The 12,662-nt window shown below is 65.6% G+C and carries 15 protein-coding genes and 2 pseudogenes; 12 read left to right on the top strand and 5 right to left on the bottom strand.

What is annotated here, in order from left to right:
• Positions 1-291 precede the first annotated feature (291 nt).
• Entirely contained in the window at positions 292-468 is a 177-nt protein-coding gene (locus ACFPZI_RS32250; RefSeq protein WP_381370709.1) for a hypothetical protein, read from the bottom strand.
• Between the two features lie 22 nt (positions 469-490).
• Here ACFPZI_RS32250 and ACFPZI_RS32245 point away from each other — a divergent pair, with 22 nt between their 5' ends.
• Complete coding sequence (locus tag ACFPZI_RS32245) at positions 491-781, top strand: hypothetical protein (protein WP_381370707.1); 291 nt, start codon at positions 491-493, stop codon at positions 779-781.
• Positions 782-796: 15 nt separating this feature from the next.
• Here the strand turns inward: ACFPZI_RS32245 and ACFPZI_RS32240 are convergent, their stop codons facing one another.
• Positions 797-1,537, bottom strand: a complete 741-nt coding sequence (locus tag ACFPZI_RS32240; protein ID WP_381370706.1) for an NIPSNAP family protein — start codon at positions 1,535-1,537, stop codon at positions 797-799.
• A 141-nt stretch (positions 1,538-1,678) separates the two neighbouring features.
• Between ACFPZI_RS32240 and ACFPZI_RS32235 the strand changes: the two genes are divergently transcribed.
• The 4 genes and pseudogenes from ACFPZI_RS32235 to ACFPZI_RS32225 all read left to right on the top strand — a co-directional run bounded on the left by ACFPZI_RS32235 (position 1,679) and on the right by ACFPZI_RS32225 (position 4,298).
• Complete coding sequence (locus ACFPZI_RS32235) at positions 1,679-2,725, top strand: helix-turn-helix transcriptional regulator (RefSeq protein WP_381370704.1); 1,047 nt, start codon at positions 1,679-1,681, stop codon at positions 2,723-2,725.
• Positions 2,726-2,951: 226 nt separating this feature from the next.
• Positions 2,952-3,158, top strand: a pseudogene (locus tag ACFPZI_RS37340) (DUF7919 family protein); the annotation flags it as partial.
• A gap of 162 nt (positions 3,159-3,320) precedes the next feature.
• Positions 3,321-3,497, top strand: coding sequence for a hypothetical protein (locus ACFPZI_RS32230; RefSeq protein ID WP_381370702.1), 177 nt, complete (start codon positions 3,321-3,323; stop codon positions 3,495-3,497).
• Positions 3,498-3,698: 201 nt separating this feature from the next.
• On the top strand, positions 3,699-4,298 hold the full coding sequence (locus ACFPZI_RS32225) for a hypothetical protein (protein ID WP_381370700.1): 600 nt from the start codon (positions 3,699-3,701) through the stop codon (positions 4,296-4,298).
• A 376-nt stretch (positions 4,299-4,674) separates the two neighbouring features.
• Here the strand turns inward: ACFPZI_RS32225 and ACFPZI_RS32220 are convergent, their stop codons facing one another.
• From ACFPZI_RS32220 to ACFPZI_RS32210, 3 genes are all read right to left on the bottom strand, one after another.
• On the bottom strand, positions 4,675-4,899 hold the full coding sequence (locus ACFPZI_RS32220) for a hypothetical protein (RefSeq protein WP_381370698.1): 225 nt from the start codon (positions 4,897-4,899) through the stop codon (positions 4,675-4,677).
• Positions 4,900-5,482: 583 nt separating this feature from the next.
• Entirely contained in the window at positions 5,483-5,884 is a 402-nt protein-coding gene (locus ACFPZI_RS32215; protein ID WP_381370696.1) for a PIN domain-containing protein, read from the bottom strand.
• Positions 5,881-6,129 (bottom strand): type II toxin-antitoxin system CcdA family antitoxin, encoded by a 249-nt coding sequence (locus tag ACFPZI_RS32210; RefSeq protein ID WP_381370694.1) that lies wholly within the window; start codon positions 6,127-6,129, stop codon positions 5,881-5,883. Before ACFPZI_RS32210 ends, ACFPZI_RS32215 begins: the two co-directional genes overlap by 4 nt.
• Positions 6,130-7,069: 940 nt before the next feature.
• Between ACFPZI_RS32210 and ACFPZI_RS32205 the strand changes: the two genes are divergently transcribed.
• From ACFPZI_RS32205 to ACFPZI_RS32175, 7 genes and pseudogenes are all read left to right on the top strand, one after another.
• Entirely contained in the window at positions 7,070-7,336 is a 267-nt protein-coding gene (locus ACFPZI_RS32205) for a hypothetical protein (RefSeq protein ID WP_381370692.1), read from the top strand.
• Between the two features lie 649 nt (positions 7,337-7,985).
• Positions 7,986-8,837, top strand: a complete 852-nt coding sequence (locus ACFPZI_RS32200; protein ID WP_381370690.1) for a helix-turn-helix domain-containing protein — start codon at positions 7,986-7,988, stop codon at positions 8,835-8,837.
• Between the two features lie 96 nt (positions 8,838-8,933).
• Positions 8,934-9,325, top strand: a pseudogene (locus ACFPZI_RS32195) (ATP-binding protein).
• A gap of 177 nt (positions 9,326-9,502) precedes the next feature.
• On the top strand, positions 9,503-10,354 hold the full coding sequence (locus ACFPZI_RS32190; protein ID WP_381370688.1) for a sigma-70 family RNA polymerase sigma factor: 852 nt from the start codon (positions 9,503-9,505) through the stop codon (positions 10,352-10,354).
• Positions 10,355-10,584: 230 nt separating this feature from the next.
• The gene (locus ACFPZI_RS32185; protein WP_381370717.1) at positions 10,585-11,316 is read left to right on the top strand and encodes a type II toxin-antitoxin system RelE/ParE family toxin; all 732 of its coding nucleotides are present in this window, start codon (positions 10,585-10,587) and stop codon (positions 11,314-11,316) included.
• A 25-nt stretch (positions 11,317-11,341) separates the two neighbouring features.
• On the top strand, positions 11,342-11,806 hold the full coding sequence (locus ACFPZI_RS32180; RefSeq protein ID WP_381370715.1) for a helix-turn-helix domain-containing protein: 465 nt from the start codon (positions 11,342-11,344) through the stop codon (positions 11,804-11,806).
• Between the two features lies 1 nt (position 11,807).
• Positions 11,808-12,374, top strand: coding sequence for a PIN domain-containing protein (locus tag ACFPZI_RS32175; protein ID WP_381370686.1), 567 nt, complete (start codon positions 11,808-11,810; stop codon positions 12,372-12,374).
• Positions 12,375-12,662: the final 288 nt, after the last annotated feature.

Genomic DNA, 12,662 nt, shown 5'->3' with positions numbered 1-12,662 from the left:
CACCAGCCGCTCAACGATCCCTGCCATGGTCGACAGCCTACCGAGCCAATTGAGATGGCTTCTAAGCGGCCCGCCATGCTCTCGGCATGGCGGCACTGCTTGTTGTGCAAGGGGTGGAAACGTCGTGGTCAAGATTATGGATCGTGTCTGCAGACGCGAGGCAGCCGGAGCGTCTGCCTGTGCCCCTACGCCGAGATCCACCCGCGAGAGGACCGCGTTTGGCCCGTCGGGGAGTAAGCCCGTGGGGAGAAGGATTCGGCTCCGGTCGCCGGTAGTCGCGTCGTAGCCCTGTTATCCACACGGGTGGTTTCTCTGGTGACCGGTTGTGCCGAGCTTCGCGGTGATGGTGCGGCCGGACTCGTCGCCCTGGACTGTGACGCTGTCGGCGAGGGCGGCGACCATGCCGAGTCCGCGGCCGTGGGTGGCGGTGGAGGACGGGTGCTGGATCTCGGGAGCGGTCTTGATCATTTTCGGCTTCGATCCGCCTCGCTTGGCTTTGCTGCTCCTCGGCGGTGACAAGGCCGGAAACCGGGAGCGCTGGTACCGCGACAACATCCCACTGGCCGAGGAGTTCTACCACGAGTACACCAGCGGCGAGGATGAGGGAGTAACCATGCCCAAGAAGGCTGCGCAGGACTGGGATGTTCTGGAGCAGGAGCTGTACGCGGCCGGTGTGGAGCCGGCCGAGGTGGAGGCAGGGTCTCGTCGGCTTCTCGCCGAGGCGCGCGGCCATCAGCTCGCCGAGGCGCGCAAGCAGTCCGGTCTCGACCGTTTCTCCTGAGGCACCGGTTCGGAGTCAGATCAGTGAGCGGCCGGTGGGCCTGAGCCGGAGTACCTGAGGTGCTGCTGTCTGTTCCCGCTCGAGACCCGGCAGGATCTCGTCCCGTGCGAGGGGGTGGGCCAGCATGTCGGCGAGGTGTCGACGGTGTGCGCTCTCGTCGGGATACGAGGTGAAGATCGCGGCGACGTTGACGCCGGCGCGGACCGGCAGCCTGGCGAAGGTGTTGTGCGCGTGCTCGGTGGTCAGGAGGGCGAGCGGCGCGGGCCCCGTCTCCTGGAGCGCTGGGAGGAGGCCGTCCCGGATCAGTGCGATGCCGCCGTTCTGCCGTCCGGGAGGGAAGGACCACACGGTGGCGGAGACGAACCGGTCCGGCGCCGGAGCGCCGACCGGGGGCCGCGCGGAGAGGGAGCCGGTGAAGCCGTCCCGGGCCGACACGGGGCGCAGGAGGAGGACATCGTCGGAATCGAGCATGGTGTCGTTCGCCTGCGGGCCGTGCTCGGTCCAGACGGGTCCGCCGTAGAAGTCCGTGAGCGCCCGATGGCGGGCCGCCATGTCCGGGAATCCGCGCAACCAGACGAAACGGTTCGGATCGTCGAGGTTCCGGAACTGGCCGAGCACACTCGCCCCCACGTCTTCCTGGGATTCGACGAACTCCCGGTCGAACAGCTCGATGAGGTCGTCGCGCCGGCGGGGACGCAGCGTGTACTGGCGAAGCTCGATCACGGCAGGCGGGCCGACGAGTTCGGTGGGTGGCACAGCAGGGCTCCTGTCCGGTGTTCTCCGTGCTCCATGCGCGGCTCCCGGCCTGTTCGGTCGTTCGGTCGGAGCCGGGATGTGGGTCGACGGTAGGGGAACGGTGTGACAGGTGCTGTCAGGGTTTCCGAGGAGAATGCGCGCATGTCTGCCGGCCGACTGCTCTCTGTGCTGCTGTTGCTGCAATCGCGGGGGCGTATGTCCGCGCGGCGAATCGCCGACGAGCTGAACGTGTCCGTGCGCACCGCCTACCGTGACGTGGCGCGCCTGCAGTCCGCAGGGGTCCCGGTCTACGCGGAACCGGGCCGCGGGGGCGGCTACCGACTGCTCGACGGCTACCGCACCCGCCTCACCGGGATGACCGAGGGCGAGGCGCGGGCACTGTTCTTCACCGGACTGCCCGGGCCCGCCGCCGACCTGGGATTCACGGCCGAGATGTCGGCAGCCCGGCTGAAGCTCCTCGCCGCGCTGCCGGCGGGACTGCGCGAAGAGGCGGCACGGGCCGCGGCGGTGTTCCACCTGGACGCCCCCGGCTGGTACCGGGAACCCGAACAGACACCGCATCTCCCCTTGTTCGTCGACGCGGTGCTCACCCGGCGTGCGGTGGATGTGCGCTACCGCCGCTGGCGCGCCCCGCAGGAGGTGAATCGCCACCTCCACCCCTACGGCCTGGTCCTCAAGTCAGGTACGTGGTATCTCGTGGCCGCCACGGGAAAGGGGACCGCGACGTACCGCGTCGCCCAGGTCCTCGACGCGGTGCTGGACGACGAACGGTTCGACCGGCCGCAGGACTTCGACCTGGGCGCGTACTGGGTCTCCTACCTCGATGACTTCCGGGCTCACCGCTACACCGGCACAGCCACCGTCCGCCTGTCTCCCCGGGGACGCCGGCGCCTGCCCGACAACGTCCCCCCGGAGGTGGTGCGGGCAGTCGACTCCACCGCGACCGCCGTCGGCGATGCCGGATGGGTCGAGGCGGTCATCCCGGTCGAGGGCACCGAACACGCCTGCGGCGAGCTGCTGAGACTCGGCGGGGACGTCGAGGTCGTCGCACCGCCCGAACTCCGCCGGGCCATGGCCGCCACCGTGGGGATACTCGCCCGAACCTACGAGGACAAGGAGGCAGGTGGTGCGCAGGTGAGGCGCGACGTCCAAAGAGGTTCGGGCAACGACGAAGCCCCAGGCCACTGACCTGGGGCTTCGTAGAAGAGCGGGTGACGAGGATCGAACTCGTGTTCTGAGCTTGGGAATCGCTGATCGTTTGTCCACGACTTCGTCCCCGAACTACGCAGACGCACGCATCTGGCTGGTCGCTGATCCTCGGGCTTCGCCCCAGAATGACGGTGGTTCACCGCTGCTTCTGGTGCTCATCCGGTGCGCCCGCTGGTAGACAACCGCCATGACGTAGTACGCAGACCTGACGCCGTACACGTACGACAGGGACAACTGGGATCCGACGGCAGCGGGTGTCTGGCGGAGTGCCACACTGCTCAACGTCGGCTGGCTCGACCGTGGCAAAACGTATGCGAAGGGTGCTCCACCGCCCGGTCTGGTGGAGGCGCTGAAGGGCATGACCCGCACCCACCGAGCGCAGCAGACCCGAGGCTTCCACCTCTGCCCATGGTGCACATCGCTCCTCGCTGCCAGGCGCCTCGACGGCCCTGCGGAAGACTCTGCCGGGAGGACGAGCCCGGTTGCCGATTCCGCAAGCCCCGTTCCGCGCCCCGCTTCAGGAGTTCGATCACGGCATGTTCCGTGCGCGGCCTCCTGGGGACACCATGTGCTCATGCGCCGACGGATACCCGATGCCGACTGGCTGGACGCCCCGGACCCCGTGCCGGCCCTGGCCCAGGGCGAACTGGCCTTCTACGAACAGGTGCGGAACTCGTCCCGACGGTGGTACCGCCTGGCCGAGCCGGGTGCGCTCGCCGCTAAGTTTGCTCGCATTCCACTTGACGACTGACTTGGTTGCCGAAAGCGCCGTCGAAGCGGGTGAGTAACCTCTTGAGTCTCGCGGCATTTCTCTGCGCTTGCCACGTTTCGCCGGTGACGTGGGAGGATTCTTCTGCTGTCCTCCCACGGAAACTAAACGGGAACTGAGTGATCGTTTTCGTGGTAGAGTTTCAATGAATTCGCAGGACGCCACGAAAAAAAGGGGAATGGCGTGAATACCGAGAAGGTCACGGCCCGACGTCTTACGGCCGAAGAGGTTTCGGAGTTGGGTCTCCAGGATGGAATCTTCGTCTCGGCAGAGATGGATGGCCTTTCTCTCGAATGCTATGCCCCGGCTTCCCTTACGGAGCCGGGTAAGAATTTTGAGGGAGGGTCCTTCACCGCGAGGACGATCTTCGGTCAGGAAATCCGCGTTCTCCCGGACAATGCCGAAGAGCGCGGGATCTGGGTTGCCGACAAGGCAGGAGAGGAAATCGAGGTTCTTCAGAATGCCGGCGTCCTCCTGAACCTCGCCCTCTTTGTGCCCAACGGGAACAGGGAATCTCTGGAGTCGCTCTACTCCGCCGCCCGGGACGCCTTCGGCGCGGGGATCGTTCAGCGCTGGAGCGAGGAAGTCGTCGCGGTGCCGGATGTCAAGGTCGACTTGTTCGAGGAGCCGGCCCGGGGACGGAAGAACGCGAGCAGCCAGAATCGTGACCGCCGCGCCTTGGACATCTACCCGACCCGAGTGCGATTCATGGAGCCCAGCGATGGCTGGAGGTTCATTGTCGAACCGCACAAAGAGGTCGTCGATGAGACACCGACGATCTGACCTGATGGCAGGTTAGCCTCGGTCTTTCGCGGGAGCCCGTCAGCTTGCTGACGGGCTCTTCTTCGTCTGTAGGCGCGAGTCTCGTATGTTCTCCTCGTCGTGAGGTCGGTGGAATCTCAATGACTGATGCAAGCCAACGGGGCACCGTCCATAGGTCGAGGACGGCGCCCCGCGGTGGGCACAGGATTTGACTTATGGCCTCATCCTTATCAGGTCGATCATGGGGAGCCGTCGACGTTGGTCAACCCGCCCCTTACCTCGACTGACTGCGCGCTGAGGTTCGGCGTCGATCGTCGCTGTTCGCGCTCTTTGGTGTCAGACACTGATGTCAGAAACAGGGGCGCTCTTGGCAGGCTGCTGCACCCCTCGGACCTGGTCAGGACTTGCGCTTTCGTATGCGGCGCTTCTGCTTATAGCGGTCTACGAGTTCTCCGACGGCGACGCTGACCCCTGCGAGCAGTGCGCTCGCGTACCAGTTATTCGGGCTGCCGGTCGCTTGGGCCACCAACCAGAACATCACGGTGACGAGGACCCAGGCTATGACCCAGATCAGGAGGTCCGGCGCGGCCGGGCGTAGATCCTTCACGGGGCGAGGGTACATGCCGCCTCTGCTGAGAGTCCCGAAGAACTCAGCAAGCCGGATTTTGCACGTTCCGCGATCGGTGTATGCGCTGAAGTACCACCCCAACCCACCACTCTCCCCAGCTCCCCTCCCGTCCGTCGTCGACCCGCACACCGTGGAGCGGGCGTGGTTCAGGGCGTCCAGGTGGAGCGTGCCACTGTACGAACGACCTTGACGCCCTGGGCCGCGTCTGCTCGGCTCTGCCTGGGTCGATGGCAGACGGGATGGGAGCATCCTCACGCACGCCGTCTACGGGCCGGCACTCGCGAACGGTGCCCCCGCCATCCTGGAGCCTGAGCGCTGTTTGCGACAGGTTCAGTTGGCCCCACTCTGGCCATGATCGACATTCGTTCTGGCCCCACGCCCGGCCTGGACGCAAAGAACCCCTGGGGCGGTGACCTGGGGGTTTCGCATAGAGCGGGTGACGATGATCGAACTCGCGCTCTCAGCTATGGATGGGGCACGAGCGGCGGGGGTGCTGTAGCCGTCCACCAAGGTTGCACGCCGGGGAACATCCCGATGGGGAAGCGCCGAGCCGTATTTTCTCGAAGGGGCTGGTGAGTCACAGGGAGATGATCCGGACGTGGCTACCGCAGAGCTTTGTCATGTCGTCGCTGTCGGACGTCAGCAGCGCGACCGGCTTTGGCTGGCGAAGGGCTACTTCGGCCACGGTAGCGTCGATGGCGTACTTGTGACCGTGCAGTCCCGCTCCTTTGAGGAGCTCTGCGGCGGCCTTTGCCGCCTGCTCGGTGACCGGTTCCACCTTGATGCGCGACAGGGCCCAATTGAGGCGTGGAACGTTGGTACGCGAGTGGCTGACCTCCACGATGGTGTTCGCTCCGATGACAAGGTCGGCACCCATCTCGTGGAACACCTGCAGCAGCGCGAGGAACTTGCGGTCCTGCGCGATCCAGGCCGAAAGCCCTTCCGAATCCAGGACCACGGTCTCGATGCGCCCCGTCATGCGGCGTCCGCGTCCTTGGAGGGGGCAAGGGCGTCGAAAATCTTCGACCTGGCCTCCGCCAGTTCCTCGTCACTGAACTTCCCGTGCTCTTCTTCATGGCGTCGCAGGTCGTCGCCCAGCAACTGGTGCCGGATCTGGCGGGCGACCGCTTCCGCCACATAGCCGGAAACGTTGTCCGTGAGCTTGCGGAGCTCCGCCACCTGGTCGCTGGGCAGGGTGACGGTAATGCGAGTCGTTGAGGACATGCGGCAAGCATACTGGAGTATGCGTGAAGGGGTTCGTGATGGCTGCTCCCGGGTGCGGCCAAGGTGGGGCGGTCCCGAGCGATCCGGCCGGCCTTCCGGCGACCCCGGTGCAGAGGACGTGGGCGACAGCAGTGGACGGGCCGGTGCGAGTCATCCGTGGTGAGGCGGGTGAGTGGCGACGCAGGTGAGTGCGGTGCAGGCGTGTTGCCCGATGTGTAACAAGGACAGGCAACAAGAAAGGACCCGGCTTCTGACTTGGGCCTTCGTCGTGGAGCGGGTGACGAGAATCGAACTCGTGCTCTCAGCTCGGGAGGCTGAGGCGATCTACGGCGTACCACTGGGCCGACCTGTGGCCGATGGGCTCGGCCGAGCAGCTGACGGCCCAGAGACAGTCCTACCCCACCAAGAAGCCCCCGACCTGACAGGAAACCGCAGGCCGGGGGCTTACTGGCGTCGGGTTACTTCTTCTTGCCCTGGGTCTTGCCGGGGATCTTGGTGAGCTGGGTTTTTGCTGGTCAGAGACGGTGGGATCGTGCGCCTGGTGGTCGTCGTTGGTCGTCATTGGCCACTGTCGAGCGGCCTCGGACGGCCCAGGCACGGCCCAGCTTCGGCGCGCTCGGCTCTGACGGCCGGCACCTTCGATGGGACCCGTCTGAACCTCAGCCGACGACAGTCGGCCACGATGGCGGGTACGCCAACCGATCACGCACGCGTGTGCCTCGTTGCACCCCCACCGGCCTCAGCCATGCTGCCTGTGCCGTCGACCAGAGCAAGTGCCGACGGCCAGCGCCTGACGACGGCGGCCGGCCGAGCCCTCAGCTTGGGAATTTGTACGGCCGTAGGAGTGATCAAAGCATGAAGGACGTTACGCTCTGATCCTTTTTGCGCATCGTTCTCTAGGTGTCTGCCCGATCTGGGGCAGAGAAGCGGAGGAGAACATATGAGGAACGTCCAGAAGATTGCAGCGGTGACTGTAGCCACCTGCGGAATCCTCTTCGCCGGCATCGGCGGGGCCAGCGCTGCCACCGGTAACGGGGGGGACAACATCCCCGTGCTCAGCAACATCAACACGCTCAACTGGGACGATTCGCCCTTCTGTGGAATTCAGGTCAAGACCCAGGACAGCAAGCAGAAGACGTCCTGTCCGGTAGTGCACAACGAGGGCAGCTCTAACAGCCCCGTCTACATCATCACCTTCGGTTCTTGATCTTCCATAACGGTCCGGCGGTTCGCCGTCGGACCGTTTGGCTTGTCGGGGCGTTGGCAGGCAGGCGAGTGATCCGGCTGTTGTGTCGGGTGGGCTCCCAGGGCTTCGGCATGGTTCGGCCTCGCATTTTTGATCACGTCAGGCCGAGGAGGGCCGGGGGGTCGGGTTTGGTCCGGCCATGCTTAGTCGAACCGTTGAGGGTCCCTTACCGCGGTTCATCATGCGGCGGTCAGTGAGGCACGCGGTCGGCGGAACGGCTTTGGGCTGGAGCTACCTTGGCGCGAGTGATCATGGCCCCTTGCGCCGGTCCGCGGATCGGGCAGGTTTGTGGACCTGCCCGTCAGTGCCCGATGTGGGGCCATGATCTTCGAGGCTCGCGCCAAAGTGGCCGGCTGAAGTCGCGGAGCCGACCGGCCCCAGCCACGACGTGTTCTGACCTCATGCACGGTGTGCCTGCCTCTTGGGCGGGTGCGGGCGGCCGGAGGAGCGAAGCGACGACGGGTGCTTGAACCAGTAGAGAAAGTTGTAACTCGGTCTGTGGTGCGGGGCTTGTCCGGTCCCGGGAGATGCTTGACACTTCGGTCCCAGCCGGTGGTTGGTGAGGCTCATAACCCCGGCTCCTGCTGGCACGTGGTGTAGAACCCTGGGCATGGGGAGTGAACGGCGGGAGCGGATGAAGGCACTCGGGGCGCGTCTTCGCGGGCTTCGTGCAGAGGCTGGTCTGACGGGTGCCGTGTTGGCGCAGCGGGCTGGGGTGGGACAGCCGACCGTGTCCAAAGTCGAGACCGGGCGCATGGTTCCGAGCGCTGATGTACTCGACCGGCTCTCGCGTGCCCTCGGCCTTGATGAGCCGACCGCGGGTGAAGTGCGTGATCTCTTGGCCGCGGTGGAGGCTGCGTCAGATTCCGGTCAGTCGGCTGACGGGGTTACTTCGGCCGGCATGGCGGTCGATGAAGAGGTTCGGTCCGCTCGGTTGGTGCGCTCGTTCCAATGCGTCGTTCTGCCGGCCATGCTCCAGAGCGCGGAGTACGCCCGGCACGTCTTTGGGAGTGTGCCGAGTGCGACTCCTGAGGTGGTCGGCCGGGCTGTCGCTGCTCGTGTGGAGCAGCAGAGTGTCCTGTACGAGCCGGGGCGGGAGTCGGTGTTCGTGCTGACGGAAGCTGTGTTGCGGACCTGGCCGGGTTCCCCGGCCCTCATGCTCGCGCAGCTCGACCGGCTGCTGGCCGTTGAGAGTCTGAGCACGGTGCGGCTCGGGGTCATCCCCTGGCGTCGGCCGGTGCCGGTCCTGCCGCGTCACGGATTCACGTTGTGCGATCGGCGGGCGGTTGTGGTGGAGACCTTTGATGGTGAGCGTGTATCGGATGATTCAGGTGAACTCGCCTCGTATGAGGAGATGTTCGGACGCTTCGAGCAGGCCGCGGTCTTCGGCGGGGAGGGACGGGAGCTGTTGTTGCGCGTGATGAAGGAGTTTCGCGACCCGGGAGACGCTGTCACCCCTTAGGGGAATAATTCCTCGTTATGCCTGGGTCGTTGGTCGCTGCGGGAATACTCTGCCGCCGTGCTGTCTAGACCCCTAGACGCAGGTGAGGAGAGTTCCATGCGATCCAAGTGGTGCCGCGCCTTCCCCGGCATGGCTGAGGAAGTGGCCCATGCCCGTCACTTCGTCGCCGCCCTGCTGCACGAGCGGGGTCCTGTCGATGATGCCGTCCTGGTTGGTGAGCGAGCTCGCGACGAATGCTGTGCGGCATACGCTGAGTGGTTCGGTCGGCGGCTGGTTCCTTGTGGTGGTCGGCTTCGGCGATGACCTCGTACGTATCGAGGTGGTCGACCAGGGCGGTCATCGCGTACCGCACCTGTGTGACACGACCAGCCAGGAGGAGGGCGGTCGGGGGCTGCAGATGATCGTGGCCTGTGCGAAGGAGTGGGGGGGTGAAGAACTGGCCCGACGGGCGCTCCGTGTGGGCCGATCTTGCGCGTGAGGGCGCGTGACCGAGCTCCGCTCGGTGATGGGTCCGCAATCCCTTTGCAGGCGGTAACCGGTGAGTCCTCGGGGTGTTCCTCGGCGGCGGGCCAGGTTCTACGTGATGGGCGTTCGCTCGGGACAACGACTCCCGCCCCCTTTCGTCTAGGGCCCTGGACTCCTGGTGGGTGCCAGGAGGTGAGGCCATGTCGGAAGAGCTGCAACGGATCATGGCGATCAACGATCCGTACCTGCTCCTGCGCGAGGTCACAGCCCGGTTGGCCGACGCGCAGCACGAGGTGACCGAACTGGCCCGGCTCCGCCGACGTGTGGTCCAGGACCTCCACGCGCAAGGGCTGTCGTACGCGCAGATCGCGGCAAAGGCCGGCCTGAGCCGCGGGCGGATACACCAGATCCGGCATACCGGCCCGGCACCGGAAGGCGCTTTCCTCGGCAGGGGAGCGATCACCGTCGCCACTCCGCTGCGGCGCGACGACGAGCGCGGGCGAACAGTCGTCGCCGTGGACGACGTCAGTTGCGGCAAGCGGCTGGAAGATCTGGCACGGTCGTACGGGCTGGGCGTCACCTCGGAGCACGTGCCGGTGAGTGGCGAGATCGACCTCAACCGGCAGGGCCTGGTCGTGGTCTGCGGGCCGCGCATGTCCCAGGAGATGTGGGAGACGTACGCGCAGGATCCCGTACTGCGCTGGAAGCGGGCGGAAGACGGGCCCTGGACGGTAGTGGATCGCCGTACCGACACGGTCTACCGGTCGGGACAGGACAGTGATTCGGTCCGCCCGTACGACGTCGGATACCTCGGCAGGCTGTCACGTCCGGACGGCGCGGGTTCGCTGCTTGCCATCGCCGGTATCCACACGCAAGGTTCCCTCGGTGTAGTGCAGTTGCTCGCCTCCGACCTCAACACGCTCTGGGGGCAGGTGGGGGACCGCCGCTTCTCCACGTTGGTGGGCGTCGAGTATGACCCCGAGACCAGCGAACCGCAGTCCGTCGAACTCCTCTGCCCCCTGTACCGGCACGACGAGGAGACGTCGGCGTGAGGGAGCAGTCCTTCGATGGCCGTGCCGGCTCCACCGGGCCCGCGTGACTCCTGGGGCAGCCAGGACGTTGGGTTCCCGGGCAAGTCTTCGGTGGTTGGTTGCGATTGCGTGCGCGGATTGATGGCTTGCGAGGTTTAAAGATTTCCTTAAATTTGATTCTGGTGTCGAGGGGAGTCGTCTTGAGTTGGGCGATCAAGGTCACCGACGAGTAGGCGGAGTGGTTCAGGACTCTGATCAAGGAGGACCTCGGGTCGGTCTCCCAGGTCGCGCAGGCTGTCACCGCCCTGCGCGAGGCGGGTCCCACACGGGGGCGCCCTCTTGTGGACCGGCTCAAGGGATCGGAACTGCACCGTCTGAAGGAGCTGAGACCGGGGTCGGGTGGCCGCTCCGAGATCCGGATTGTCTTCGGCTTCACTCCGACTCGCGCGGCCTTGCTGCTCCTCGGCGGTGACAAGGCCGGAAACCGGGGGCGCTGGTACCGCGACAACATCCCTCTGGCCGAGCGGCTCTACCACGAGTACACCAGCGGCGAGGATGAGGGAGTAGTCCTGCCCAAGAAGGCTGCGCAGGACTGGGATGTTCTGGAGCAGGAGCTGTACGAGGCGGGCGTGGAGCCGGCCGAGGTGGAGGCAGGGTCTCGTCGGCTCCTCGCCGAAGCACGCGGCCGTCAGCTCGCCGAAGCGCGTAAGCAGTCCGGTCTCGCCCAGCGGGGAAGTGGCGACCCGGATGGGATTCGTGGTCGCCAGGATTTCCTGGATCGAGCACGGTGTGGGGGCCACGCTGGACGTCATCGCCCGCTACGTGGAGGCGCTCGGCGGCCGGCCCCCGGGTCGGTCGGCTCCGGCTCCGGCTGGATGGGTGCAGAGGAGGCAGGTCCAAGCGTCCGGCAGCGGAAAGGGCTTCATCCGTTCGTGGAGAGGTACCTGATGCAGGGTTGCATCTGCTTCGTTTATTGCGAATAATTCGAATATGACAGTGGAGGGCGTCATGGGAACTGCGACAGGCAAGAAGCTCGAACCAGGCGTGGTTGACGCGAACGATGCGCAGCGGGCTCTGCGTCGGATCAACGGCTACCTTTCACGCGCAGCGCAGAGCGACGAGGACATCCGGGTTCACCTGGAGACGGGCGCCGGCGACGAAGCTCTCGTCCTGCCGCGGCCGGTGGCGGAAATGTTCGCATCGATACTGGCAGCTCTCGCCAATGGACAAGGCGTCCAGATCATGCCGGTCGACGCGGAGCTGACGACCCAGCAGGCCGCCGACATGCTGAACGTGTCCCGTCCGTACTTGATCGGTCTGCTTGAGTCCGGCGAGATCCCCTTCAGGCTCGTGGGGCGTCACCGCCGTATCCGCTTCGCCGATCTGCGCCAGTATCTGCGTGAGGACGACGCGAGGCGCAAGGGCGCGGCCGACGAGCTGATGGAGCTGGACCAGGAGCTGGGGCTGCTCTGACATGGCCTTCGTCGTGATCTATGACGCGTGCGTCTTATATCCCAACACGCTGCGTGACCTGCTGATCCGTGTCAGCCGGAGGGGGTTCGTCCGTGCCAGGTGGACAGAAGTGATCCTCGACGAGGTGGACCGGAACATTGCGCGGGACTACGACATCGCTCCTGAAACTCTGGCGCGTCGGAGAGCTCTCATGAACGGAGCCGTACGCGACTGCTTGGTCAGGGGCTTTGAGCCCCTTGTCGAGGGGCTCAAGTTGCCGGACATGGACGACAGACACGTCCTGGCTGCTGCCATCCAGGCGGGCGCGCAAGTGATCGTCACGAACAACCGCAAGGACTTCCCATCCGACTACCTGGCCAATTGGGGGATTGAACGCAAGAACGCCGACGAGTTCATGATGGATCTCATAGGGCTGGACGATCGTGTCGTGTATGCCTGCGTGCAGGAGATCGCCACCTCTCGACGGCGTCCGCCGCAGACATTCGACGACGTACTGGGGCAGCTGGAAAGATCAGGTCTCACCGAGTCCGTGGCCGCTCTACGCCATGGACCGGGAGCCGTAAGCTAGCGAGCGGCTGATGGGAGCGGTGCTCGGTCGGCAGTTCTCCGGTACCCCGGCTGTTGCCCGGCGTCCCCCCTCCCAAGATTCTCTGCTGGATCCGGCACTCCTCTGGCACACCCGGGTGGGCTCGGCCGGGCAACTGGCGGCTCAGGGACGGCCCTACCCCACCAAGAAGCCCCCGACCTGACAGGAAACCGCAGGCCGGGGGCTTACTGGCGTCGGGTTACTTCTTCTTGCCCTGGGTCTTACCGGGGATCTTGGTGAGCTGGGTATTTGCTGGTCAGGGGCGGTGGG

The organism is Streptomyces chlorus (assembly GCF_042655885.1).
In the GTDB taxonomy this organism is placed as follows: Bacteria; Actinomycetota; Actinomycetes; order Streptomycetales; family Streptomycetaceae; genus Streptomyces; species Streptomyces chlorus.
Note: the sequence above shows the minus strand (reverse complement) of the source record. Positions and strands in the feature narration are given on the sequence as shown.

Excerpts from the sequence above, each read along its gene's own strand:
- ACFPZI_RS32190 (WP_381370688.1), top strand. The coding sequence starts at position 9,503 with ATGTCGGAAGAGCTGCAACGGATCATGGCGATCAACGATCCGTACCTG.
- ACFPZI_RS32230 (WP_381370702.1), top strand. The coding sequence starts at position 3,321 with ATGCGCCGACGGATACCCGATGCCGACTGGCTGGACGCCCCGGACCCC.
- ACFPZI_RS32210 (WP_381370694.1), bottom strand. The coding sequence starts at position 6,129 with ATGTCCTCAACGACTCGCATTACCGTCACCCTGCCCAGCGACCAGGTG.
- ACFPZI_RS32200 (WP_381370690.1), top strand. The coding sequence starts at position 7,986 with ATGGGGAGTGAACGGCGGGAGCGGATGAAGGCACTCGGGGCGCGTCTT.
- ACFPZI_RS32215 (WP_381370696.1), bottom strand. The coding sequence starts at position 5,884 with ATGACGGGGCGCATCGAGACCGTGGTCCTGGATTCGGAAGGGCTTTCG.
- ACFPZI_RS32205 (WP_381370692.1), top strand. The coding sequence starts at position 7,070 with ATGAGGAACGTCCAGAAGATTGCAGCGGTGACTGTAGCCACCTGCGGA.
- ACFPZI_RS32220 (WP_381370698.1), bottom strand. The coding sequence starts at position 4,899 with ATGTACCCTCGCCCCGTGAAGGATCTACGCCCGGCCGCGCCGGACCTC.
- ACFPZI_RS32175 (WP_381370686.1), top strand. The coding sequence starts at position 11,808 with ATGGCCTTCGTCGTGATCTATGACGCGTGCGTCTTATATCCCAACACG.
- ACFPZI_RS32235 (WP_381370704.1), top strand. The coding sequence starts at position 1,679 with ATGTCTGCCGGCCGACTGCTCTCTGTGCTGCTGTTGCTGCAATCGCGG.
- ACFPZI_RS32250 (WP_381370709.1), bottom strand. The coding sequence starts at position 468 with ATGATCAAGACCGCTCCCGAGATCCAGCACCCGTCCTCCACCGCCACC.
- ACFPZI_RS32180 (WP_381370715.1), top strand. The coding sequence starts at position 11,342 with ATGGGAACTGCGACAGGCAAGAAGCTCGAACCAGGCGTGGTTGACGCG.